Source organism: Paenibacillus tundrae, from assembly GCF_036884255.1.
Classification (GTDB): Bacteria; Bacillota; Bacilli; order Paenibacillales; family Paenibacillaceae; genus Paenibacillus.
Genome location: NZ_CP145605.1, coordinates 2,279,574 through 2,304,928, shown reverse-complemented (window position 1 = coordinate 2,304,928; position 25,355 = coordinate 2,279,574). Strand labels below are relative to the sequence as shown.

The window sequence follows — 25,355 nt, the reverse complement described above, 5'->3', positions numbered from 1 at the left end:
CCTACAGTAGTATGAACGATACACATTGTATAGTTAATTAAGTTCTCTATCTGTAAAAAAAATCCTCCTACACCATGCATTTCTCTATGAACGCCTGATGCTGACATGCATACGATATAGCACGCCTTGGGCTCTTAAGATGGAGGGAGACTTACAATGTGAATATTCAACTTGTTCCGTTGCATTATGTATATCTGGCGTTTATCGTACTTATCATCGCTGTAATGATTCGGCGAAGAGATACAACCATTATCTGTGTCGCTGGTATTATGACCATTGGTCTGCTGGCTACCGAATCATTAACCGGTTCTGTGTCAGGCATATTTAACAGTTTTATCTATGCGGTGAAAGAGCTGATCAGCACTATATTCATCATCTCGATCATTGTAGCTATGAGCCGGGTGCTCATTCGAACAGGTATTAATGAAGTGATGGTAGCGCCACTGACACGGTTTATCCGTTCCCCGCAGGTCGCTTTTTGGGGCATCGGCCTCATTATGATGGTGGTCTCCTTCTTTTTCTGGCCATCGCCTGCAGTTGCTCTAGTAGGAGCCGTTTTGCTGCCTGTTGCGGTTCGTGTAGGGCTTCCGCCCATCGGAGCGGCCATCGCCATGAATCTGTTTGGGCACGGGATTGCCTTATCAGGAGATTTCATCATCCAAGGTGCGCCCAAACTCACAGCAGATGCTGCCGGACTTCCAGTCAGCTCTGTCATTACGGCGAGTATTCCTCTCGTCATTGTTATGGGTGTCGTATCCACCATTACGGCATTCTGGATGCTTCGCAAAGAGATGCAGGCGAATCACACCAATACCCTTCGCAACCCAGTCACAGGGGAATTGCACGTGAATCCTACCGCATCCACTTCTGCACCGGAAGCTACGCCCCCTTCCATTGAACAACAACCTCTGCCTTCCATTTGGAAAAGGGCATTCGCCATTCTAATTCCGTTGTTATTTGCAGTTGATGTTATTCTTATGTTTGTGTTAAATCTTCAAGGCGGAGATGCTACAGCCCTGATTGGCGGTACCGCTGTGCTGATTCTGATCGCAGTAACCCTTGTAGCCCATCGCCTCACAGGCCCCGAAGAAACAACGAGTTACCTCATTGAAGGGTTTCAATTTGGATTCAAAGTATTTGGCCCCGTTATCCCAATCGCAGCGTTCTTTTATCTCGGAGATTCAGCCATCACTGAGCTGTTCAACAATCCATTACCTGATGGATCTCACGGTATTGTGAATGATCTAGGCGTTGCCTTAGCGGGACTCGTACCTTTGAATGATTCGATCGGTGCAATTACACTCACACTGACCGGTGCGGTCACAGGTATGGATGGTTCAGGGTTTTCGGGGATCTCTCTCGTTGGTTCGATTGCAACAATGTTTGCGGATACAGCTTCATCTGCAGCTACACTTACCGCTCTCGGGCAGGTTGCCGCGATTTGGGTCGGCGGTGGAACCTTAATTCCTTGGGCGTTGATTCCAGCCGCCGCCATATGCGGGGTTAGTCCGTTTGAACTTGCTCGTCGAAACCTGAAGCCTGTATTACTGGGCTTAACAGTCACGACGATTGTAGCCATTTTCTTATTATGATGATTCAGTAATCATTGAAGAAAACTGTAAGAATGACGGCTGCTTACGCGCCCAGTCTCTAAGCTCGATCTGACTCCACGTTGCCAGATGCAGCATCTCCACATAGGGATCACCCTGTAACCCAAGTACTTGAGCAAAGGCTGGCTCAGTTTTGAGTCCAGAACGTTTTAATCTTCGAATTTCACGTTGTCCCTCGGATCCCCATAGTTGTAACAGCTCCCACTCTACCTTCATATGAAGATATGCGTTCTGCTGTTGAATGGGGACAGCTTGAGCAAAAATCTCTATAGGCCAATGGTCAATCTGAAAATTACATGTCACGTAAGATGTTCCATCCATACTTCGGGTACCACGATTACAATGGAAATGCCGCAAGTTACCCAAGTCTCGTTCAATATGAATTGCAAAAGCATCCAGATCATATGCCTCACAAAGGATATCTAGATCACTACCTGGAATGTCGATATCAATAGGTACAGTTCCCGCAGGATAAGCCTGAAATGCTGCCAAGATAAGTAACACTCTACTTTCTTGGAGAACTCGATAAGCATCCTGCTGTCGTTCATTTCCTCCTGCGAGATGTGCCATTACATCTGCTGTGCTCTTCATCTATTGTCTCACGCATTCAATCACTGCGTTGCTCCACCGATAATCTGCTTAACTCGTCCTACCTGTCCATTGGTGAGACGAACCTTAATTCCATGAGGATGTGTGGGTGACTTGGTCAGTAAATCCTTTACGATCCCCCGTGTCAGCTTGCCAGTAGCTTGATCCTGCTTCAGCACGATATCCACTTCTAAGCCTGCTCTAATGTTAACCCGTTGTTGTCCGTTCATCCGTTCTCCTCCTTATATAAGTCAGTCCTAATTCATAACGCCACCTGTACCAAAGCTTCATCTATTGTAGACGTTTTGAGATCAAAACAAAAGCTGTGCCTGCCAAATGCAAAAACCCGCTTCGCTCTGAATTCCAGAGACGGCGGGTTTGAATTTCAATTACGGGTGAACTTTCGAAGATGATACGCCGTTCTTCGCTGCCTCCTTAGCTTTAACAGCTAGCAACTCGGAAACGGTCACGAAGCGATAGCCTTCTTGTTGAAGTTGAGGCAAGATTCGTGCTAACGCCTGCACCGTCTGAGACTTACCTTCCACTTTGTCATGGAATAGAACAATGTCCCCGTTACGAACGTTTTTCAACACTTTGTTGGCAATGGTAGTGACTCCTGGGGAAGCCCAATCGCGAGTGTCCTGATGCCAAGACCATAACACGATGGTATACCCTTTTTGCTTGGCAGCTTGAATCACCATATCGTTATAGTAGCCACCGGGAGGTCTAAACAACATAGGACGAGCAACCCCCGCACCAAGGATAGATTTCTCGGCATCATCCATGTCTCGGATATAGGTGTCAGCACCCGTAGATCGCACGGCATACGTATGTGCATACGTGTGATTAGCTACCTCATGTCCTTCCTGCTGCTCTTGCATGACAAGCTGCGGAAATTTCTCAGCCCATTTACCTAACACAAAAAACGTAGCTTTGGCTTCATACTGGCGGAGCAGAGCCAAAATTTCGGGTGTCTGCACAGGATCAGGGCCATCATCAAACGTTAATGCGATAAGCTTATCCTGTGTAGGCACTTCCCACACAATCTCTCCACGTTCCTCGTAATACTGCCGGTTCTTCTGCGCCGGCTTCGCATATACCGTATTACAGCTCAATAAGAGAATCACAATGAATATTCCGAGCATTCGGGCTTTTTTTGGGATCAGGGTCATGTTCATGTCCTTTCTATGTTGTTGAACCTACACTCTCCCTGTTAGCATTACCCGATTCCCCGGAACTATTTAGAACGTGTCTAAAAACTCGCCCTAGCGAAAAATCTGATCTATCACTGCAATTTCTTCAGCAGACAATTCTACCTGCAACGTCTTCAAATTATTAATCACCTGTTCAGGTTTCTTCGCTCCTGGTATCAGGGCATCAATGGAAGGTTGGGATAGGTACCATGCCAAGACAAGATGAGCAACCTCAGCATTTTTGGATTCTGCGATACTGCGAAGCTGATCTACCTTGTCCAAATTGCGAATAAAGTTCTCGCCAGTGAAGAGTGGATTCGTCGCACGTCCGTCTTGGAATGTTGTATCACGATTATACTTACCGCCTAGTAGCCCTGCCGCCAGTGGGAAGTAAGGAACAAATGAAATCTGATGTTCTGTTGTATAGGGCAGCAATTCTTGTTCTGCTTCTCGTTTGAATAGATTGTATTCGGATTGCAGGACGTCCACGTGCCCATCCCGGTTGGCTTCCCGAAGCTGATCAACGGAGAAGTTGGATACACCTATTGCCCGAATTTTGCCTGCATCCTTTAATCGCTTTAACGCACCTACTGCCTCGTCCTTCGGTGTCTGTTTGTCTGGGAAATGAATATAGAATAAATCGATGTAATCCGTCTGTAAACGTCTTAGTGCTTGGTCAACAGCTTCGGTTAGAAAGGCTGGAGAGTTATCAATCTCAACCTTTCCATCGACCAATTTATGTGCAGCCTTGGTTGCTATGATTGTATTTTGACGCTGACCTGTTTCTTTGAGAACTTCGCCAATTAATCGCTCAGAATGCTCCGGACCATAGATGAAGGCTGTATCCACAAAGTTAATCCCTTGCTTCAATGCCGTGCGAACGACTTCTTTACCCGTTTCATCATTCAACATATCTGGATAGATATTGTGTCCACCTACTGCGTTTGCACCTAACCCGATGGGGTTAACGACTAGATCTGTTTTGCCTAAACGAGTGTGTTGTTCTGCCATATCTCATCTATCTCCTTTTTCTGAAGGTATGTTCACGTGCTTCCTGTATTATATCAAACGAATAACCACATTTAAAATATCGGATTTGTCAGATTAACTATTTTTGAGCACGGTTGCCTCCACATCATTGATAAAACGCCGTAATTTAGCAGCCACATCCCGGTTAATTTCACCATTCTCATACAGTTGCTGTACTGTATTCCGCTGCTCTTGAATCGCTACCATCTGCAGCTCCATCTTGTTCTGATCGAATGGATCTTCCTTCTGTCCTTGATTCCAGCTACGCAATTTGGAAATGACGCGCTCATACTTGGCAATGACCGCTATCGCCACCGTACGATTAGCATCGTTCATCTGGGCACGGATCGCCTTAATTGCTGCTTCAGAGGTACGAAGTTTAACCTGTTGATACAGTTCTGCATTTTCGATCATAAACTGCGGTGTCGGTGCTTCTTGGCGCTCGGTGAACAGATGTCCGATCACACGTCCAATTTCACTGATGGAAAACATCATTTGCGTGTTGGTGCGGTTAGCCAGCATCATTTCTTTGCGATCCAGCCAGCTATTACACCGGAATGCTGCGTCAGATGCAATTACATTTTCATCCAGCATCTTCTGCACTTCCTTACGCTCAGCACGTGTACCGATCAGGTTAAGGGCCGCTTCCTGTTTAAGGATATCTTTGCGTTTACCCGCAGTGAGCTGACCAGCTGCCTGTCTGATATACTTCGATAGGTCTGAAACTACAGCAAGCGCTGCTGCCTTGTTCTCCTCGTTCATCTCTGACTTTACCGCGCGAATGGCTGCATTAAGCATAATATCCTGAGCTTTACGCTCGGTTCTAAGTGGCTCGCCATCCGTGTTTTTCTCATCATTTTTGGCTAATACCGGGAGCAAGGCACTCGCTGCAATTAATGTTAACAGAATGACACCTGCCGCCAAAAATATAATGAGATCCCGTTCTGGGAAAGGCGACCCATCTTCGAGTACATATGGGATGGAGAATGCACCTGCTAGTGTCACTGCCCCTCTCACACCTGAGAGAGAAATCAAACTCATTGCTTTGAATTTTGGCTTCCCAATCGAAGATTGAGGACGAAACCATTTGTTCCCACGCCAGAATACATAAATCCACGCAAAACGTAATACTAACAACAACAACGTAATCAGACCTACGTAGCCGAGAACCTGTCCATTATTAAACGAAGCATTGGCAAAAATAGTATTTAACACATCTGGAATCTGCACGCCTAGAATGACAAACACCAGACCATTCAGAATATACAAAATTACAGACCACGTGCTCATCGATACAACCTGCATCTTCAGTTGCACGGATTCCGTCCGATCACGCTCAATCGCATGAATGATGCCACCAGCCACGACTGCCAAAATCCCCGAGACACCGATCTCTTCACTCACGAGATAAATAACGAATGGCGTCAGAATCTGCAGAAGCATATGAATGGTGACATCCTCCATTCCAAGACGACGAATCCATACACCAAGCCGGATCAGCAGAAACGACAATAATGCACCGGCAAGTAGCCCGCCGATGGCAATAATTAAGAAGCTAACCGAGGCCTCCGCAAGTGAAAAAACACCTGTAACCGTTGCAGCAATTGCAAATTTGAAAGCAACCAATCCAGAGGCATCGTTCATTAACGCCTCTCCTTCAAGTAACCTATGTATGCTTTTGGGAAGATGTACACGTCCTGCCATCGCTCCAACAGCTACAGCGTCTGTCGGGGACAAAATTGCAGCTAGCGCAAAGGCAGCAGGAAGTGGAATGGTAGGAATAAGCCAGTGAATCGCATATCCGCCCACCAGTACGGTGACAAATACAAGCCCTAGAGCAAGAAGCAGAATGGGCGCTCTAAGATTCCACAATTCATTGCGAGGTGTTCGTTTGCCATCGTTGTATAACAATGGAGCAATAAACAGCACAAAGAACAATTCCGGATTCAGTGGCAGATGAACGCCTGCTGGTAGCAACGCTACAGCAAAACCAAGCGCAATCTGAATGAGCGGAACGGGGATAAAAGGTACAAATCGGTTCAGGATATTGGATAAACCGATCAGAACCAGTAAAACGAGCACTGCGATAAATAGTTCCATGATGTCATTCCCTTTCCGCATGAGGACATTGATGCCTTATTTTAGCATATAACGAATACTTCTTATAAAAATGTTGTCATATACATTTACCCAACCACGACATTTTATAATAGCTTCGTTTGAACAATTGTGATTGAATCTGTTCCTTCGTAATCAAAAGCGGACTTTTTGAACTACCACTATAAGATGTTACAATACGTTCAGGACAATACCCGTTTGGAAAGGATTTTGGTAATTATGGCATTTGGAATTAAGCGGAATGAACTGACAGCCTGGAAAGAGCGTGTCTCCCGTGGCGAAATTGCCTATCTCACTCATTTTTGGATTGACCCCCGTTTCCCTGGCGTGAAGAGTGTGACCAAAGTGGGATGTGCAGATTTGGAAAGACTCGAAGAATGGTGCCGTGCACATGGACTTAATCCTCGTTATATTCATCGACGTGAGCCTTTTCCTCATTTTGATCTTCTGGGTGAGAAGCAAAAGCAAATCTTGCAGCTTGAAGGCCTTACAGAGCATATTCGCCGATTCCACCTATAAGAGGTTGTTCAAAAAGTCCGCTTTTGATTACGAAGGATGCGCGATATGAAATGCATATTCCTCCAAATTCAAAGACCACTTATGAACCTGTAGTGAATGAATTAAATTAAGATCTACAATAAAAAAACGCCAGTCTTCAAGAGTTAGACCTAACGAAGGTCTGAAATTCTTGAAGGCTGACGCCTTAGCTTGAGACGTATTACCTTATCGATTCGCTTGCTCAAGTGCTTTCATATTCTCCAGCAGCTTCAGCTCAATTTTTTTGAGCATGCCGATCATCTGTTGTTGTTCCTCTTCTGTAAGTGCCTGCAACAATTCCCAAGTCATACGGCCACGATTCGCGATCAATGTACGGGCTAGCTGCTCTCCTTCACTAGTAAGGGATAACCAGACAATCCGCCGATCCTCTTCACTGCGCACTCGTTGAATAAGCCCCTCACTCTCTAACTGATTCAGGACAATTGTCGTTGCACCCGAAGATAGGCTGAGCTGTCTTGCCACATCAACAGCCATGCAACGTTCTTCACGTAATATCATGGCCAATATATGATTTTTGGTTGGATTCAGTTTGCAGTTTGTTTCATTCTTCTGTTGCTGATCCAACACTTTATTTTTATATCTGAAGAAGGCCTCCAACAATTGATCGATATTTGCCAATTGAGAGTTTCGCTCCGTATCCGGACTCATAACTGTCCCTCCTACCTATGATCATAACCTACCTTATATTGTAACATATTTGTACTATTTTGTTTGTGAAATATGCGTTGGCATTCAACCGGCTCAAATGGGATGAATGTCAAACGTTTAGGCAAGTTTAGAGACAGGTACTCAAACAACCTATTGCAATATCTTAAGGAGTTTGTTTATAATTACTTATGCTCAAAGTTACTTTTAGTTACTTAATTATTTTTATAAATTTATTGTTATAAAGTATATGAATTGTCACCTATAATACAGCGAAGGAATTCTAACATATGAATAAAACAAATGAAACAAATCAAACGCTGACCGTCGATGTCTGTATCGTTGGGGCTGGGCCTGGTGGAGCGCTTTTATCGAATCTGTTGAATCGACAAGGCATATCCACAGCTTTAATTGAACGACAGCCTCATCTTCACAAGTCGTTCCGCGGAGAGCTGCTGAATACCGATGGAGAAGCTATATTAAACAAACATGGACTGTACTCCATTATTGCTGAGCGCGGTGCACTTCCGCTGGAGGAGATTCAATATTGGGAAGACGGCAAAATTATTAAAACCATTTTCCCAAGTGATGAAGTCTCGCACGTTGGCATCCATGTACCACAGGATATTTGTTAGAGATTATCGTCTCCCAGTCACAACAGCAAGAGCACACCCAGGAGCATATTCTCTTCAATACAATCATGACCGGGATATTGCGAGATAAGGCCGGCAAGCCTGTTGGCGTCAATATCCGTCAAAATGGTGTTCCGTCATCCATTGAAGCTTCCATTATTGTCGGCGCTGACGGTCGATACTCCGCTGTACGGAAACATTCGGGAATGATCCCCGATATTCGTAAGCATGGATATGACCTGTTATGGGCTCGCATCCCAGCACCTGTAGGCTGGGAACCTGCGGTACGCATGGCAAGCATGGATGGGCAACAGCTGGCTCTCTTCTCTCAATTCGGCGGCTATGTTCAGATCGGCTGGAACATCCCGCAAGGATCTTATTCCAAGTTACGCGAGCTACCCTTTACACCATTTGTTCAGAAACTAGTCACGGCGTTCCCTTGTTTGGCTGACTCGGTTAAAGCGCACATCCAAACATGGAGTGACTTTGTATTGTTATCTGTAGAAAGCAGTTATTCCGAGACTTGGACGCAAGATAATATCGTTCTTATCGGTGACGCTGCCCATACGATGACTCCAACAGGTGCATTCGGACTCAATGCTGCTCTAGAGGATGCGGATACACTTGCAGAACTATTGACCCGTATGGCACAGGATCAGTTCGCTTCGATGAAGCCCCTGCAACAGTTGCAGTCATTACGCGGAGATAAAGTGAAACAGCAGCTTGCACGGCAGATCGAGATGGAGGTATCTTTCCAGCAACGCTATGCATCCTTCCTTAATTAAGGAAGCACGATGGTCTAATTGCTCATATGACTGAGCTGACTAGGGCTCGCCCCATACAATCATCATAACGTTATACGACAATAAGCCATGACCCTCCAGCTCGGAGTTCATGGCTTATTATGGTGGTATTCATTCTAATCAAGAGATCAACCATCTAATAAGGTTTAACCAATTGTTGTTGTTTTTCCTGCTACGGAGTTTTAAGTTCAGCACAGCTTCCTCTGATGATAAGTTTCGTAGGAAGAACTACTTTTTTGGCTATATCACGCTTGGAGAGAAGCCGCTCGGCGATCAGTTCTACGGCGGTCTCGCCTATGTACTCCATATGTACCTTTACGGTCGTTAACGGTGGCTGCATAAATGCCGACATCGCAATGTCATTGAAGCCAATAATGGACATCTCTTCAGGCACCTTGACGCCTGCTTCATGAAGGGCACGAAGAGCCCCTACAGCCATCGAATCATTTTGAACTAAAAAAGCCGTTGGGCATAGCTGCGATTCCAGGGCACTTTTCATTAGCTGATATCCGTCCTCTGGGTACCAATTAGTTCCCATATATACGAAGGCAGAGTCATGCAAATTGTGTTCTTGAAGCCATTCACCAAAAGCAAGCTCCCTCTCATCACGCGTCGTTCTAGCATAGGACTCATTATGTCCTCCAATATAACCAATTCTGCTATGACCAAGGTTACTTAAATAATCCAGCGCTCCTCGAACCGCATGACGCATATCAAAAACAACCGAATCAAAATGCTCTTCATCCGGTGATGAATCGACAAACACAACTGCATCTAGATTAGCCGGAAAGCAATCGATATCCTTCTGCTCAAACCTTCCAACGGCAATGATTCCATCAGGGGCTTCCCCATTCCAGTCAATGCCCTCTCCAGTGCTGTGCTTATACATCTTCATAAGTTCGAACTGATGCTTGAAGCATTCTCTTTCAATGCCAAGTCGAATAGCCAGGTAATACGGATCCAACATCTCCTCCTGATCTGTATACCAGTTCATGAGTCCAATACGCCGAGTTTCTTTGGGTACCCCATGTGCAGCCCCACTACCGTTACGCTCCCTTGGCGTCCGATAATTTAATTGTTGAGCAATTTCGAGTATACGCTTACGCGTCTCGTCTGATACGGAGAGGGTTGGGTCATAATTCAGTACTCTAGAGACGGTAGCAATAGATACACCTGCCTGACCTGCGATATCCTTAATCGTTGCCATAATACATAACGTTCCTTTCTTCCAGCTATGACCCCATCATGAACAATTCTGCAATTCCGAATACGTTAGCCTGTTGCGAATTCAGTGAGATCATCACAATTAATTCACCTGATAAATAGTGTATCAGATGTCTGGTTGAATGCCCAACAATAACATCCTAGAACCTTGAAGAATCCCCTGCACAGAGTAACACCCTATTATGAAAAAAAGACCTCCAGCCCGCGTGGCCGCGAGCAGAAGGTTTAAAACTTGTCTGTCCTTTTAAGATTATTACGTATCTATCAATTAGCTGTTCCGTAGGGTATTACTGACCCTTATGTTCCATTAGGTTCAATAACACCTGCACAGCTTCACCTCGGGTTGCAGTACCCTGAGGCTTCATAGACTTACCATTACCCTGGATTAATCCAAGCTGTACAAGTGTAGACAGTTGCTGCTGAGCCCAAGGATGAATATCTCCTCCATCGGTGAATTCAGCCAACGCATCATGACTGGTTCCACCCTCGCCTGGGTATAGCGTTTGCAATGCATTATAAGTCATAACAGCCATCTGCTCTCGTGTAATCTGTCTGTTTGGTTCAAAAGCCGCATCAGACACACCGTTGATAATACCTGCTTGATATGCAGCCGCAACGGAGGAAGCGTACCATTTGTCCTGAGCCACATCAGCAAACGGTGCATTTGCTGTTTCTTCAAGCCCCAGCATACGGGTAAGTAGAGCGGCAAACTCTGCTCTCGTCACAGGACTTTGAGGTGCAAAATCCGCATCGTTAACTCCTTTAACGATGTGCTGAGCAACCATCACTTCGACAGCACGGTTATACCATGAACCGGACTGAACGTCATTGAATGGCTTCGTAAAAGTCATCAGACTATAGGTTCCCAATTCATTGATCTGGGCTTCCATTGTGTCTGTCTCGCTATTCCATGTACTGCGCTTAAATGCTACTTCACCCTTCTCGTTCCAGTGATACACACCGACAAGGTGGTGATCGGTTCCAGCATCTGCTGCAAGTTCAATTTGAACCGGCCGCCCAAACGTAGGATTCAACTGGCGAACTGTGCCATCTTCAAGCGTAGCAGACAGTTCCAAGCTGATGAACGATCCGGCTGACTTGAGCTGACCGCCCAAACGCTGTCCAGCCGACGCAATCTTCGAATTTTGTTCAGTGGCTGCAACAGGTATTGATTTCAGATTCAATAACTTGAATTCAGAACCCAGCTCTGACACGATTTGTTTCAAAGCATCAAATGGAAGCACAAGTGAGATTCCCTCTGCGAGTTTGATCGATAATTCTGTTTGCTTCTCCAGCGCAGCAGCAACATCTTCACGGCTTACCGTGGTTGCACCGTTAACACCGTCCGTATTCGTATTTGCTCCTGGTGTAGCAACCGGTGGAGCCGGAGTGACAGCTGGTGTACCAGATGAAGAACCTCCTGTGGAGCTCCCCCCAGTATTACCGGAAGATCCTCCCGTTGAACCACCTACCGTGTAATTCGCAGTAGCAAGTGTAAACGTGCGATCTAGTACCGAAGCTTTCAGTCTTAAGCTGTAATTGCCATCTTGAAGAGCAGGAACAGTTAGTGTACCCTCCTTCGATACACCGCCAGTACGAGCTTTAAGTGCATCCTGTTGTACTGCAACTCGCTCTCCTGTAGCCTGATTAACGAGTTCAAGAATGACAGGAATGTGTAGATCTGGCGTCTGATTTTTCACATAAGGTGAAGTCGGAATGTGATCTACATAAGCGTTTAACTGTTCTTTTGCAGTTACCTGATATGCCACTGTTTTGTTGCCAGCTCCACTCTGGATATTGAGACTTCCAGCCAAAACTCCGTCTGCAACATGTGCATCAGCAAAATGTCTGCTGTGCTGAGCGAACGACAAGTCTATCGACTTGGTATAGAAGGCACTGTCATGTAGTCCGTCACGAATCTCGGCATAATGTTCTACATGATTATCCTTCAAATACTTGTGAAGCGTCGTTACCGGCACATCAAATTTGTACACATCCTCATTACCTGAATCTAAGTAAATGGAATACCGTTTCAACGCTTCAACAGGATAAGATTTAATAATCTCAACTGGATTCTGGCCTGCTTGAGTAAAGTTAATTGCCCCCATATGACTTGCTGCTGAAGAGAATAGATCCGGGTATTGGAAACCAATCGCGAAGGAACCGAATCCGCCCATAGACACACCGGAGGTTCCTCTGTAACGTGCATCATCAATCGTTCTGAATTCCTGATCTACATGCGGTACCAGATCCTTAACTACCATGTCCTGCCATTTCACACCATCAGGCTCTGCACCATTTACCCACCAGCTCATTCCGGAAGAGTCAGGCATAACAACAATCATATCTTTGGATCGTCCTGCAGCGATCTCTTTGTTCAAAATCTGATCGATTTTGTCAATCTCGTAGGACTCACTATCACTGTTAAACTGGTGAAGTAAATACACACTAGAATAACGCTTGTCTGGATTCGTCAAATAACTCTGTGGCAGATAAACTCTGTATTTGACCGTCCGCTTCGCACTTTCGGAATAAAACTCCGTCACAAAGAACAGTTTTTGGTCACCTGTTTCTCGAAGTTTACCGTTCTCCTGCTGATAATATTGGGATACCGTTCCCTGCTGGAGTACCGTCTCCGTTCCATCTGCTTTGGTTCCTGTTACGACAACTTCAGCCGTATACAAGTAACGGTTATCCAGTGTGAACACATACGGATTGTTGATCTTGGTTTTGATTGTTGCATAATCTTTAGTCCACTGTTGACGTTGTTCCAGCAACTTCAGTTTATCAATGCCTTTCTCAAAATATTTAGCCGACAATGTATCTGCGTAAGCAGTCAGATTTTTCTGATCTATGGCCTGGTACTGCTTAGCCGCAAACTCCTTCACTGACGTTACTTCATTCTCACTAGGCACCTCAGAAGGTAGGTCTTTAATTTTTTGCATCGCCGCCTTCGTGTAAATGCCTATAGGCCCCGAATACCAGCCACCGCCGCCGTTATCGTTAAGCATGTACACGGCTATCGTATTGACCTGACCCCGTTTCAGCAGATTACTCGGGATTTTATACTCACGTGATGCTGCCCAGTAAGAGGACTTATACACGCCGTTCTCGAAACCTGTCTCGCCAACTTTAGTCCCATTAATATAGGTGATGTCAGCATCATCTATTTTGCCAGCCATTAAGGTCAGATCCTGATCTGGGAAATCTTCAGGAACAAAAAATGTCTTCTGATACCAAGCAGCTCCGTAATAATTATTCAGCCCCTCATAACCGCCGAACCCGTCTGTCCACCAGTCCAGACCCGGCTGCACAGTTGCCCAATCCGTCGTGTCCACATTGTCGGCTTCTCCATGTAGCGATGGCCCTGGATATGAATCTTTCTTAAATTTCCAATCACCAAGCAGATCAATCTGAATATCTTCAGGCAACGTACCTGTTGGCGTAACGCGGATTAAGGGTTTGGAACCCAGCGATATCGTTGAGCCAAGTAACGAGGCTTCGAGAGAAACAGTTGTACTTTTACTGCTGCCCAGCTGATCCACTGGAATATTAAAACTGTCCTCAAAAGTAGATTCAGCCGAACCCGTAATCATGTCCCCTGCGTTATTCGTATCACTGTACAAGAGCTCACCCGCTGGATTAGTTACCTTCAGCGATACAGACAACTCAAAATCCTGATCTGTACCGTTATTCTGGAACAGCTGTGCCGCAGTCCGATCCAATTGAGTTGTGTAGGCTACACGAACCTCATTCGTATCGGTACCCAATGCTTGAGGCGTAGCCGTAAAGCTGCCTGTTAGAATGCCTTTGGCAAACTTAGCATTAAAAGCACCCAAAGAACGGTTCAGATCCACGAGTGGATCGGTGGTATGATCTCCCGGACGCATCTGGTAGCCATGTGAGATGGATTTGGAACGCAGATGAGCGTGAATAGCATTCGTGGAGTTATCTGCATATGTATTAGGGTCATCCGCACCGCCATCCAGATAAATGGAATACGCTTTCAACTCATTCTCTGATTTGCTCTTTATCATCTCCATCGGATTCTTTCCAGCAATGGTCATGCCCAGCGGAGCTCGATGGCTTCCAATCGAACCAAATACCTCTGGATGATCAAGCCCGACGACAAAAGCACCAAAACCACCCATGGAAATACCCGTAATTGCTCTGTACTGTGGTTTATCAATTGTTCTGAATTTACCATCAACTACGGGAACCAGATCATTTACAATCATATTCTCCCAGTTTCCTTGATCATCACCTTCCGTCTGATTGACGAAATAGCTCCCTTTGCTTGAGTCTGGCATAATGACAATCATTTTCTGAAGTGTTCCATCCTTCATCCACTGATCTAGCTTGTTTGCAATGCCACTGGACTCAAACTGCTCACTGGTATTATTCTCTCCATGAAGCAAATAGACAACAGGATACGTTCTTGTGCTATCGTAATATCCTTCTGGAAGGTATACCCGATAACTCATTTCCTTCTGATTCAAGCTATCGGACACATACGTTGCTGTGTAAAATCTAGATTTCTGTGCTTCAGGTGATCCCTCCGGAGTGCTGGAGATTAACTGAGTGCTCAGCTGGGTGTTCTGCTGAGTGACAGGTATAGCAGACTCTTGTTCTATTGGTGCAGTTACAGATGGATCATCGACCACAGCTTCCTGTCCACCCTGTATCGACTCTTCTTTTACAGACTCTTCTTGTATAGATTCTCCCTGCACAGTTTCCTCCTGCACAGCCGTTGTTGTTTCCGCATATATGAGACTTGGCGATGAGGTTAACATCAGAGCTGCCGACAATGCGGCGATGGGGATTGTCTTTCTTTTCGTTTTCTTGGATCTGGATCTAGAATCTTTCATGAACTAACCTCCCTAGTTACTTTATGAGAACGTTTACAATTGAACATCACTAATTTATCATTATTTTTAGTAAAAAATCAATAAAATTTTACTAGTATTAAGTAAAATTATTTTCAAAGTACATTTTTCCTTTTCTCTAAGCGTAGCGTAATCCGATGTTTAGCGTTAAGAATAGCTGAAATGTAACTTATAACCCCATCTGATTGGTAAAAAAAACAGCCCTCACTAGGAGGGCTGTTTCATGAACATTTTCGTTGAAACGTTGGAAAATGGTGATTAATACAAAATAAATTGAATAAGTGCTTAATGAAGTAGAAGCAGAATCGGCTCATTCCAGCCATTTATTTGATACTATTTTTCACGAGCGCAGCAAAAGCTTCTGAGCCTTCAGCCGTGAGATGTACGCCATCTTTTTCAAAATAAGCATCCTGGCCTTCGCTCGCAGCATTCCAATCAATAAGTGAGACATTGCTATACTCCGTAGCCGCCTCGTTCAATGCTTTGTTAACTGTCCGTTCCCAAGGTCTAGGCACTCGTACCGTAACCAGATACACATGTTCCTCGTCCTTCAAGAATTCGAGAACCGATTTTAGATTTTTGGAATTAAATGACCCGTTGGTGCCTAGTTCCAATATAACCTTACTGCCCATCTGATTGTTCTTTTTCAATTCACTTAATACATCCGCAGCCTGCCACATCTGACGACCAACATGCCCATCGACATGCACGCCTGCCATTGTCTGTTCCAGATAAGGCTTGGCATCGAGAATGACTGAATCACCGATGATTGTATAGCGGATTTTCTCGTCTGAAGCTGCTGAATTGGTATCGCCTTTAGGCTCATCCGATGTGTGATCAGATTCCTCAGGTGACTGGGTAGCCTGATCGGTAGAATTTTCCGCACCCTCTCCCGATTCTCCACTGTTATCTTGCTGTTCCGTAGGTGTTTCTTTACCTCCATCCGTTGCTTGCTCCTCGGGCTTAGAGGAGGAATCTGGCGGATTGGCAGGTGGGTCATTCTTACCTGAATGATCATCTGACCCGGCAACCGGCTTATCGGTCTTCTCATCTTGCTTATTACCTGGGTCAGATGGAGCGACCGTTGCAGGTACAACATCTTGTCCCTTCTCTTCCGTGACCGAATGATCGCTGTTAAGCGTGGTTGACATGGACTCCGAATGGGAATCTGAATTCGATTCAGAGGCAATCACCATCTGTGACACCGTTACAACCATCAGGAGCATGGAGAGAACGAGAGCTGAACGTTTCCACCACATGTGGGAAACTCCATGCCGATGACCTCGCCCCCACATCCTCGATAACGTGTTACGGAATCCATTATAACGGATGGGGTTCTCAATATATTTAAGTGATAGTGATGCCAGAACAACCGTTGCCAGCACCTGTAGAATGATTCGTACCGGGTGTGCACCACCCGTATCTACAGTTGGGCTCGTCAGCACGATCACCGGATAATGCCACAGATACAACCCATATGAACGTTCACCTATCCAACGTAGTGGTTTAGCACCAATGATCCGTGCCAGGAACGACGAAGGATGCGCAAGTACAGCAACTAATATCGTCGTTGCAATAGCTTGGATTACCATGCCCCCCTGATATAACGAAGAATCGTATTCACTGGAGTTCAGCATCATATAGATTAACAGTAATAGAGCAGCTATACCTGCTGCATCCATGCCCAATCGATTACCATTTGCGAGTGACGAAGACAACTTCCGGCTAGGCCAGACTACAGCTAGCGCAGCACCCGCTAGTAACGCAAATGCACGGGTATCTGTTCCGTAATAGACCCTGCTTGGATCCAGATCTGGGTTGTACATAATTGCCATTGCACCTGCTGATAATTCAGCCATGATCACAATAAAGACAACTAGCCATCCCTTACGTTTGAATAAAACAATTGCCGCGACCATCAATAAAGGCCACACGATGTAGAACTGCTCTTCTACAGCTAGCGACCAAAAATGACCAAATGGGGACGGTGGACCAAAGCTTTCGAAATAGGATACATGATGAAAGATATACCACCAATTGCTTATGTATAATACCCCTGCGACAATGTCACCACGAAGAGCGGCCAAGCGGGAAGGATCGGTGCAGAGCAACCAGATCATAACAACTGCTGTCATCGTTAACATGCCGGGTAACAGTCTTCTCACCCGTCTTACCCAAAAGTCACCGAGTAATATTCGGCCATGTTCCTTCCATTGTGTCAGGAGAATGTCTGTGATTAAGTAACCCGATAGTACGAAGAATATGCCCACACCGAGCAATCCACCAGGGATAAAATCCAAATTTAGATGATACGCAATTACGCCAAGCACCGCGATGGCTCGTAAACCATCCAATCCGTTCATGTGGCGTTTGCTACTCAAAGATTGTGACATATGCTGTGCCCCTCCTTACTCATGCAAGTTGACATCTTCGCTGTCTGGGGCAATTTGAAGCTCGCAGTGGTACTGGTTCTCGTTGTCTTTAACATACGTATTGCACCTTTCATCTTTCATTTCCACATTAAAGAAGACGTATAACATATCTTCTGCGTTGCATCTATAACATCAATATTATTAATCCACGACGTGGATAACATAGTCAGATTCATCTGATCGCACCATGCGTTTATATCACAGTATACGCTCGATCAATTCGGTAGAATTTACAAGAACAGTTACAACAGTTTAAAACGATGTAACTTTATCTTCCAAGCTTCTATAGCTGTAAAATCATACTCTATATTCATAGCTTAATACAGTGCTTTTCATCGAATGGAGAATATTACCTTGCATTGTCAAATGAGAGATTCCTCATATATTACGATTAAGAAACATGTAATCCATGGAAAAAGGCTGCCGACTTACTCAGCAGCCACTAACCATTATAAACCTATCCTTTGCTGGATTGAAAGTTTTGCTCATAAATGCATCTCGAAGCCTAGGACTCAAGAGCCGAAAAGGGTAAATTTTACAAACATTCACTAGATAAGAGCTTTAATCAGCTAAGCTCCTTGACAATTTCGAACTGACATCTCCACAATCCCATTACGCTAGTAACTCATTGATTCTAATCTATGCGAGATCTCGGTTCTTAATTCTATTAAGCTATTAATCACACGATCGGCCTGTGCTAACTCATCTGGTTGAGCAAAATCGAAATTGCAACCAATAGACCTCAACCCATTTTCCTTGGCTGCTCGGATATCGGACAACCGATCTCCAACGACAATCCCTTGAGTGATCTTATACTTCTGCATGTTTTAAACTCTTTATTTTGTTACTTTAGTTGATAGCTCTTTCATACCTGAAATATCACGAAGCTCTTCTTATTTTTGTTTCATTATTTTTTTTCATACCTTCTCCTTTTCAGTTTATAGTACTTATTCCCATACGAAGTCGTTTTTAAAAACTTTCAAAAAAGCACAAACAGGATGAAGCAACTATCTTCTGCCTTATCCCGTCTGTCTCAAATGTATTTAAAGTTTACACAAAACAATTTCTTGCAAATTAATCAAGTTTTACAGTGCCATATGAACTTAACTCAATGAATTTTGAATTGTAATATTCCGGATCAATTTTCCGTTTTATTAAATGATAAAAGTTTTCGTCGTGGGTTGATATTACTACTTGTCTTCCCATATCTGATGTAATTGTCCTTAGCAAATCAATAAATGACAGTATATTTATACTATCGAGATGTTGGATAGGATCATCCATAAAGATAGTCTCTAACCTTTTAGTCCCTGAACGCAAAGCTCTTGCAAAAAAAATACTTAGCGAAAGAATATTTAATTGAGCCGAACTAAGATATAGTGTTGGAGAAACTTCCGCAGAGTCTCTTCCTGTCAATATGTTTAATTCTGGTTCTGAATTTTTATCAAAAATCGGTTCAAAATATATAGATGTTAAGTCAGGATGTGGATCAATTTTTTCATAAATTTCATTGATAATTTCAAAGTTAAACGCCTGTGAAATTCTTTCCTCAATGTGTTCTTTACTAATTTTCAAAAGCAAGTCGATTTCATTGTTCGCTTTTGTTACTCTATTAATTTGTTCTTCTATTTCTTTTAGATCACTCTCCTGTTTGTATAACTCAAGTCGTCTTTCAACATACCGAATATTTTCTGTTATATAAGATAAAACTTCTAGAGCAGAGATATTTAATTTAGCAGAGAAATTCGCTTGGAAAGATTCCTTTTCTATTATTTTTAGATCAACCTCCTTTGATTCGAATATTTCCACTAGCAGTTGGTCGTACCTGATAACTTGTTCTTCCAGCCCAGAAATTTGTTCTCTTAAATTTTTTTGTTCATCTAATAACTCTTTTTGTTCCTTTCCAGTTAGTTCAGTACCTATATCGTTCATTAATTGTTTATACTCTTCTAAACTCTTTAAATCGTTGGATATCGTTATTACAAGTTCATCTCTTTTCGTTGTTAAATTCCTTTCAATATCATCTACTATTCGAGCAGAGTAAAGGAAACCCTTGACATTTTGCACTATTTTATTTGATTTCAGTTCTTCTAATGATGCATTCTCGATATTTATATTATTTTCAATAACATTTAATGCAAGTAAAACATCATTAACTTGAGAAGTTGCTTCGCTCAGATTCAATTCAAGGTTTAAGATTTCTTTTGATATTGATTCTTGGCGAAATTGTAATTCTTTAGATATTAATACAAGATTATCAGTTGTAATTAATACATTGCCCATCTGTCTTTCTAAGCTGCTAAAAAAGTCTCTTAGAAGTTTGACTTCTGACTGGATTAAAAAGAGTTTCTCATTTAATCTTTTCTGCAATTCATAATTCCACATAATTTTTGTACTTTCGTTAGAAACTTGTTTTAAATTTATATTTATTTTCTCAGATATCTTATCTTTTAAATTTTGCTTCAAATGATAAAAAATCAATTCTTTTTCTTTAATATTCAACTGAATCTCATCCATTTGCTGCTTTAAAGAGTTTAAATTATTCGAAGCTTTTTCATGAAGATTAATATTGTTTAGCATATCTTCAATATTATTATATCTTGCATTACATAGCGGACAAGACGGATCATTGGATAATTCAATGATGTTCATACCTAAAGCAATCAAGTTTTCAACTTGAGTACTAGTTTCTAATTCTTTCTGATAAAGATCAACTAATGAGTGTTGCTTTAACTTTAATGACTCTAAACTATGAAATTCTTCTGTAGTTTGAATAAATAATTTAATATCAAACGATGCCAACTCTACATTATTAACAAAATCATAATCTAATATGTTAAGTAAGTTCTGATATTTTGTTACTTCACTTTGAAGAGATGCACGTTTTTCTTCTCTTTTGGTGATAATTTGTGATAATACTTTTATTCTTGTTTCGTAACGTCCCCTTCTAATCTCCATATCTTTTAATTTAAATGAATTGCTTTCTAATTGAAGAAGTGATTTGGTCACATTCTCTAATTCTTCTCTCTTAAGGGATATATCTCTAGTTAATATACTTTGATCTTTTTGTTTCTCGGCTAACAATTTCATTGTAATTGTTGTATTAGATTTCATTTGTCTAAGTTCTTCTTCTACTCTACTGATCTTATTAATTGCTTCTAAGTATTTGGGCAAACATTTAATGGTGTCGTCGTAACCTTTCTTTTCGAGCAATTTGCCAGATAAATTAGATTCAATAATACTAAGCTTTTTTTGAACTTCGTCTCTATGCAAAAAACGATTACTTAAAGATTTATTATTTTCTAAGTCCACTAAAAGCAATTGTATATTTCTTTTAATTCTAAGAATTTGCTCATAATTTTCAATCAAGAATATTAACTTTGTGTTTCTATTAATTAGATTATCTTTTTCAGCACTCAATGCTCTCTTAAATTCGACACACTCTTCTACTAATTTTTTCACTGTATTAAAATCAACTTTCTGTTCATCAAAATCAATTTTATACTGAATACCTAGATCATTAAAAATTTTAATCCTTTCTACTACTACTGAAATTTGAGAATCCACACTAGATAGATTAGAGAGTTCACACAAAAGCTTATCTTTTTTTGAGTTTAACTCAGTATATTTTTTCTCGCCTTCTGTTTTAATGTTTATAATTTCTTTATGTAATTCACTATCATTACTATTATCCCAAAAAGGTTTTAGAGAATCATATCGCCCTTTTGGATTAGTCATTCTCAAGAAGGAATCTATTTTATCATGTGGCAATAAATGCGTACTGGGATATTCGCTTTTTGCGATATCTCTATAGATTAAAGGTAGTTTATCATACTGACCTTCGTGATAATCATTGAACATTCTACCTCGTTTTATCTTGGTATGTCGTTCAAAAATTCCCCCTTGCTTATCTCTGAAAATAACTTTACCAAAATCATCAGATGAATCTCCATTTTTCAAAATAAAACCTTTATGACTTTTCGCATCCGCTTTGAGAATAGAATTATTAGAAATTCGACTGATTTCACCAGTTATTGCCCATTCAACTGCATCAAAAAATGAAGTTTTCCCAAATCCATTTGGAGCGTATAAAACTATAAGATTAGCGAGCTCACCGTTCTGTGTTTCAAAATCAAATAATTGGCAATTATTGTATGCCCGAAAAGAAGTTATTTCAATTGACCTAAGCTTCATGTGAGCTCTCCTTCCTTCAAATATAAATTATATATTAATGATGGTTCAATTCCCTTGTTTATCAGCGCAGATAATCGTGAGTTGATAGGATCTAACTTTTCCATTAAACTTTTCTCATTACTTTTGACACTATCGATGTTTTCTTCATCTTCGCTTCTAGTATTTATACTTAGTTGAAATAGCTTTCTCATAATTTTGTTAATAATGTTTTCTTGTGTAATGTTTGAGTTGACATTATCAATCACTACTTTTCGACAAGAATATTTATCCTGTTCTATTTTATATTTGACTTCCTTTAACACCACATCCCTAACAATAAAAACAAGGTATATATTCCATATCTCTATGGGTTTCTGCAGCTTACTTTGAAACCTCACAGCTATATCATTACTAAAATATTGCCAAGAAGCCTCTAGATCCTCAACATTGTTACAATGATAGACAAAAACATAACAATCATAGTTTTTTTCTGATTTCGACCAGACATCAACTTGTAAATAATTAATTGGAGAATCATCGATTGAAATCCGTTTCAATATATCATCTCTTTTATTCAACATTTTCAAACACCCCTGCAACAACATTTTTTAGCAATTCCTCTAATTCATAAATACTATCTACTAATCCTATTTCGGAGATTTTTCGGTTAAATTGATCTAAATGAAGACAAGAAATATCTTTAGTAATATTAGGTTGATCAATTTTAATTCTTTTTTCATACAGTAGAGCTTGATCAATTCTACTAGCAATTCTCTTGACACTCTCTTTAGATAAAGTGGCTACTCCGACTTTACCTTTACTATTAATAAGAATAGTATCATTTTGTTCAAAATCGAAAATCAGTCCTTTAGTGAAAATCACTTTTACAACATCTTCTAATCTATCCTTTGTGAAATAAAAGCGTAGATTGTTTTCGTTTCTTTTAATTTGATTAAGGTTAAGCTTATTTATATCCATTTCTAAGGAAAGGTATGTCAGTAATGCCAACCAACCTTTCCATAATTCCTGGTCATGATTATATGTATCATCATGTGGAAGATATAACTTTTCCTGAAAAGTTTCGATAATATGTGAGGGCGTTATTTGCTTTAGTTGTGTTGCTTTCACCTTTAATAATGTTTGTGCATATTCATCTAAGTGAGTAAATGTTTCTTCAATATATTGCTTAAAATCCTTATGAGACTGCCGTATAATTAATGGCCAGCCTACAGAATTCAAATGAATATTTATCATTTTTGAATCTGTAGCCACTAAGCAATCCCATGCTCCATCTGGTGTTTTAAAACCAGTAAACATACCAATCACGCTAATATTGTCTTCCGCTAACCAATAAACTCCTGAACCAGAGAGAGATTCAAAATTTGCAGCTGCACTACTACCAAATGTAAACATTGCTGGTTCAGATGTTAATTCTATTTTTGGTTCTTGACGAAAAGAAACTTTTGCCTTTACAGCATGTCTCTTATCTTTAACTTCCCCAACTTTTAATTTATTTGGAAATCCATAAACGAATGCTTCCATATTTAATTCAGCTTCACCAAAGGTTAAAGTAGGAAGTCCTTCAATATAGTTTACCTTTATTATTGTAACGTCAATTTCATCGTTTGTTGATGTGACATCTAAGACAGTTATATTTTGTTGATACCCTGTAGACAAATTAAAAGTACGAATTACAGGAAAGCTATCGCTTTTTCCTAAACAATGTTTTGCAGTTATGACATAAGAGAACTCCACCGTGTTTGGCTGAATTAAGAATCCACTTCCGGAATTCCCGACACCATCAACAATAACTGCAACTCTTTGTAATACTTCTTCAGCTCTCAAACCTCATCTTCTCCTATAACAAATGTGTATTGCTTATCTTCTAAATATTCGTATGTGAAATTAAAAGATTTTAAGTCATCATCCAAAAAGATACCGGGGATTCTATAGTTGAAAATGATGTTACAATCCGGTTGGCTCGAAATTATTCTTGCAATTGTCTCCTTATTCGGCAAACAATGACTACTACCATCTGTACTAATAACAAAATTCTTACAATCAATAAGACTAAGCAGATCGTCGCTCGTGTTTCTTTTACTACCATGGTGGGATACCTTTGTTAAAGCAACTTGAAGCTTATCTTGAGTTGTATAGCCCAATACTGTAAGCGACTCTACAATAGTCTCCGCATGAGAATCACCTAGTAAAAGAACATTATCTTCTTGAAACTTTATAAGTAACGAAATACTACTTAAATTTGGAATGGAGCGATCTTTACTATATTTCTTCTTAATTAGTTCGCTGAGTGGTAAATGATAATCTGTTGAACATGGACGTGACATTTTCACATTACTATTTTTCTCATAGGTCCATTCTTTATGTAATTTTTCCAAACCCAACTTACTAGGCGACAGTATCTTAATTTCAGCACCAAATCTTTCAATAATGGCATCCTTTTGAAAGTACCATAAATCATTCTTCCACATTTCTAAATTTTCAATTAAAGATTCGAAAATCACACCATCTGTTATACTTTTCTCAATTTTTCTTGTATCTGCAATGGGATAACCGCGACTTTCATCCCACACTTCTCCAAATAACTCAGCAACATTTTGACCAGTATTAAACCATATTTCTTTAAATATTTGTTTATTAATATCACTGTCTTCAAACAACTCTATAATCCCTGATATATGATCCTCGTCGATATGGGTCACTACTAATAAATCTATTTCTTCCCCCCGTCCACAAATTAACTCTATTTCATTTTTTAATGATTTATAGCTTGACCACCCTACTCCGCCATCAATTAAAATATTTCGCTTTTCTTTTAAATCATTAACTAAAGTTACTATAATTGAGTCACCGTAAGTCGCAGGCAATACTTTGACATGAATAGACAAAGTAGCAACACTCTCCTTTCAAAGATATAATATACATATTAGAGATCTCTTTTATCCAAATTATAACATAAAATTTCAATTATTTTATACATTAGCCCTACCTTTTATATAATTCTTTTGAACTACACGCCTTATTTTTGACAAAAATTAGTCTTTCAAAAACGGAACTTCGATTTTCAAGAAATTTTGATGATTAAAAGACCCTGCTATTAATTCGTATTTTAATCCAGACCTGTAATTTAAAAGCGCTGGAGTTTACCCTCGTTTCCCTACAATTTACAGTCCCGGAGACCAGCACCACAGAACTCTATCCAAGACATGAACTCTGTTTCATAAAAATAAAAGTGATTTGAACATAATATGGCTACTGGTGACAAAATTAAAAAAGATCAGCTATTAATCGATTTTAAAATTTAGCAAGAATGCATTTGAACTCTTAATAACTCGGAACTCATGAGGAACACTAAAAATAAAAATATTTCAAAAAGCCTGTAACTTAATAGCTACAAGCTTTTTGAAACATAGATGAATATTAATACATTCTATTGCAAAATTAAT

17 protein-coding genes and 1 pseudogene are annotated in these 25,355 nt (G+C 41.2%); 4 read left to right on the top strand and 14 right to left on the bottom strand.

Going from position 1 to position 25,355, the window contains the following annotated elements; genetic code table 11:
• Positions 1 to 158: 158 nt before the first annotated feature.
• Entirely contained in the window at positions 159 to 1,592 is a 1,434-nt protein-coding gene (locus V6W81_RS10430; protein ID WP_338543029.1) for a hypothetical protein, read from the top strand.
• Here V6W81_RS10430 and V6W81_RS10425 read toward each other — a convergent pair.
• The 5 genes from V6W81_RS10425 to V6W81_RS10405 form a co-directional block, all read right to left on the bottom strand.
• Complete coding sequence (locus V6W81_RS10425) at positions 1,587 to 2,201, bottom strand: DUF4269 domain-containing protein (protein WP_338543025.1); 615 nt, start codon at positions 2,199 to 2,201, stop codon at positions 1,587 to 1,589. The two genes, V6W81_RS10430 and V6W81_RS10425, sit on opposite strands and share 6 nt — an antisense overlap.
• Before the next feature lie 20 nt (positions 2,202 to 2,221).
• Positions 2,222 to 2,428 (bottom strand): YwbE family protein, encoded by a 207-nt coding sequence (locus V6W81_RS10420; RefSeq protein ID WP_145046117.1) that lies wholly within the window; start codon positions 2,426 to 2,428, stop codon positions 2,222 to 2,224.
• A 159-nt stretch (positions 2,429 to 2,587) separates the two neighbouring features.
• Positions 2,588 to 3,370, bottom strand: a complete 783-nt coding sequence (locus tag V6W81_RS10415) for a polysaccharide deacetylase family protein (protein WP_338543024.1) — start codon at positions 3,368 to 3,370, stop codon at positions 2,588 to 2,590.
• A gap of 93 nt (positions 3,371 to 3,463) precedes the next feature.
• Entirely contained in the window at positions 3,464 to 4,402 is a 939-nt protein-coding gene (locus V6W81_RS10410; protein ID WP_145046115.1) for an aldo/keto reductase, read from the bottom strand.
• A 93-nt stretch (positions 4,403 to 4,495) separates the two neighbouring features.
• Complete coding sequence (locus V6W81_RS10405) at positions 4,496 to 6,520, bottom strand: Na+/H+ antiporter (protein WP_338543022.1); 2,025 nt, start codon at positions 6,518 to 6,520, stop codon at positions 4,496 to 4,498.
• Positions 6,521 to 6,757: 237 nt separating this feature from the next.
• Between V6W81_RS10405 and V6W81_RS10400 the strand changes: the two genes are divergently transcribed.
• Entirely contained in the window at positions 6,758 to 7,057 is a 300-nt protein-coding gene (locus V6W81_RS10400) for a hypothetical protein (RefSeq protein ID WP_145046111.1), read from the top strand.
• Between the two features lie 204 nt (positions 7,058 to 7,261).
• On the opposite strand, the gene V6W81_RS10395 is transcribed toward V6W81_RS10400, so the two are convergent.
• A complete protein-coding gene (locus V6W81_RS10395) occupies positions 7,262 to 7,744 on the bottom strand; it encodes a MarR family winged helix-turn-helix transcriptional regulator (protein WP_145046109.1) in 483 nt (160 codons plus the stop codon).
• Positions 7,745 to 8,031: 287 nt separating this feature from the next.
• Here V6W81_RS10395 and V6W81_RS10390 point away from each other — a divergent pair, with 287 nt between their 5' ends.
• Entirely contained in the window at positions 8,032 to 8,376 is a 345-nt protein-coding gene (locus V6W81_RS10390; protein WP_338543020.1) for an FAD-dependent oxidoreductase, read from the top strand.
• Positions 8,370 to 9,158: an FAD-dependent monooxygenase gene (locus tag V6W81_RS10385; RefSeq protein ID WP_338543019.1), complete on the top strand. Its 789-nt coding sequence runs from the start codon at positions 8,370 to 8,372 to the stop codon at positions 9,156 to 9,158. Before V6W81_RS10390 ends, V6W81_RS10385 begins: the two co-directional genes overlap by 7 nt.
• 190 nt (positions 9,159 to 9,348) lie before the next feature.
• Here the strand turns inward: V6W81_RS10385 and V6W81_RS10380 are convergent, their stop codons facing one another.
• From V6W81_RS10380 to V6W81_RS10345, 8 genes and pseudogenes are all read right to left on the bottom strand, one after another.
• Positions 9,349 to 10,383 carry a LacI family DNA-binding transcriptional regulator gene (locus V6W81_RS10380; RefSeq protein WP_338543018.1) on the bottom strand — a complete coding sequence of 345 codons (1,035 nt, stop codon included), beginning with the start codon at positions 10,381 to 10,383 and terminating at the stop codon, positions 9,349 to 9,351.
• A gap of 304 nt (positions 10,384 to 10,687) precedes the next feature.
• Positions 10,688 to 15,268 (bottom strand): alpha/beta hydrolase-fold protein, encoded by a 4,581-nt coding sequence (locus V6W81_RS10375; protein ID WP_338543016.1) that lies wholly within the window; start codon positions 15,266 to 15,268, stop codon positions 10,688 to 10,690.
• Positions 15,269 to 15,609: 341 nt separating this feature from the next.
• Positions 15,610 to 17,679 (bottom strand): acyltransferase family protein, encoded by a 2,070-nt coding sequence (locus V6W81_RS10370; RefSeq protein ID WP_338543014.1) that lies wholly within the window; start codon positions 17,677 to 17,679, stop codon positions 15,610 to 15,612.
• Between the two features lie 656 nt (positions 17,680 to 18,335).
• Positions 18,336 to 18,518: pseudogene (locus tag V6W81_RS10365) on the bottom strand (HAD hydrolase-like protein); the annotation flags it as partial.
• Positions 18,519 to 18,792: 274 nt separating this feature from the next.
• Positions 18,793 to 21,912, bottom strand: a complete 3,120-nt coding sequence (locus V6W81_RS10360) for a hypothetical protein (protein ID WP_338543012.1) — start codon at positions 21,910 to 21,912, stop codon at positions 18,793 to 18,795.
• On the bottom strand, positions 21,909 to 22,472 hold the full coding sequence (locus tag V6W81_RS10355; RefSeq protein WP_338543011.1) for an ABC-three component system middle component 1: 564 nt from the start codon (positions 22,470 to 22,472) through the stop codon (positions 21,909 to 21,911). The genes V6W81_RS10360 and V6W81_RS10355 overlap by 4 nt, the downstream gene beginning before the upstream one ends.
• On the bottom strand, positions 22,462 to 23,736 hold the full coding sequence (locus tag V6W81_RS10350; RefSeq protein WP_338543010.1) for an ABC-three component system protein: 1,275 nt from the start codon (positions 23,734 to 23,736) through the stop codon (positions 22,462 to 22,464). The genes V6W81_RS10355 and V6W81_RS10350 overlap by 11 nt, the downstream gene beginning before the upstream one ends.
• Positions 23,733 to 24,797, bottom strand: coding sequence for a ComEC/Rec2 family competence protein (locus V6W81_RS10345; protein ID WP_338543009.1), 1,065 nt, complete (start codon positions 24,795 to 24,797; stop codon positions 23,733 to 23,735). Before V6W81_RS10345 ends, V6W81_RS10350 begins: the two co-directional genes overlap by 4 nt.
• Between the last annotated feature and the right edge of the window lie 558 nt (positions 24,798 to 25,355).

Excerpts from the sequence above, each read along its gene's own strand:
- V6W81_RS10425 (WP_338543025.1), bottom strand. The coding sequence starts at position 2,201 with ATGAAGAGCACAGCAGATGTAATGGCACATCTCGCAGGAGGAAATGAA.
- V6W81_RS10420 (WP_145046117.1), bottom strand. The coding sequence starts at position 2,428 with ATGAACGGACAACAACGGGTTAACATTAGAGCAGGCTTAGAAGTGGAT.
- V6W81_RS10415 (WP_338543024.1), bottom strand. The coding sequence starts at position 3,370 with ATGACCCTGATCCCAAAAAAAGCCCGAATGCTCGGAATATTCATTGTG.
- V6W81_RS10410 (WP_145046115.1), bottom strand. The coding sequence starts at position 4,402 with ATGGCAGAACAACACACTCGTTTAGGCAAAACAGATCTAGTCGTTAAC.
- V6W81_RS10405 (WP_338543022.1), bottom strand. The coding sequence starts at position 6,520 with ATGGAACTATTTATCGCAGTGCTCGTTTTACTGGTTCTGATCGGTTTA.
- V6W81_RS10400 (WP_145046111.1), top strand. The coding sequence starts at position 6,758 with ATGGCATTTGGAATTAAGCGGAATGAACTGACAGCCTGGAAAGAGCGT.
- V6W81_RS10395 (WP_145046109.1), bottom strand. The coding sequence starts at position 7,744 with ATGAGTCCGGATACGGAGCGAAACTCTCAATTGGCAAATATCGATCAA.
- V6W81_RS10390 (WP_338543020.1), top strand. The coding sequence starts at position 8,032 with ATGAATAAAACAAATGAAACAAATCAAACGCTGACCGTCGATGTCTGT.
- V6W81_RS10380 (WP_338543018.1), bottom strand. The coding sequence starts at position 10,383 with ATGGCAACGATTAAGGATATCGCAGGTCAGGCAGGTGTATCTATTGCT.
- V6W81_RS10375 (WP_338543016.1), bottom strand. The coding sequence starts at position 15,268 with ATGAAAGATTCTAGATCCAGATCCAAGAAAACGAAAAGAAAGACAATC.
- V6W81_RS10370 (WP_338543014.1), bottom strand. The coding sequence starts at position 17,679 with ATGTCACAATCTTTGAGTAGCAAACGCCACATGAACGGATTGGATGGT.
- V6W81_RS10360 (WP_338543012.1), bottom strand. The coding sequence starts at position 21,912 with ATGAAGCTTAGGTCAATTGAAATAACTTCTTTTCGGGCATACAATAAT.
- V6W81_RS10355 (WP_338543011.1), bottom strand. The coding sequence starts at position 22,472 with ATGTTGAATAAAAGAGATGATATATTGAAACGGATTTCAATCGATGAT.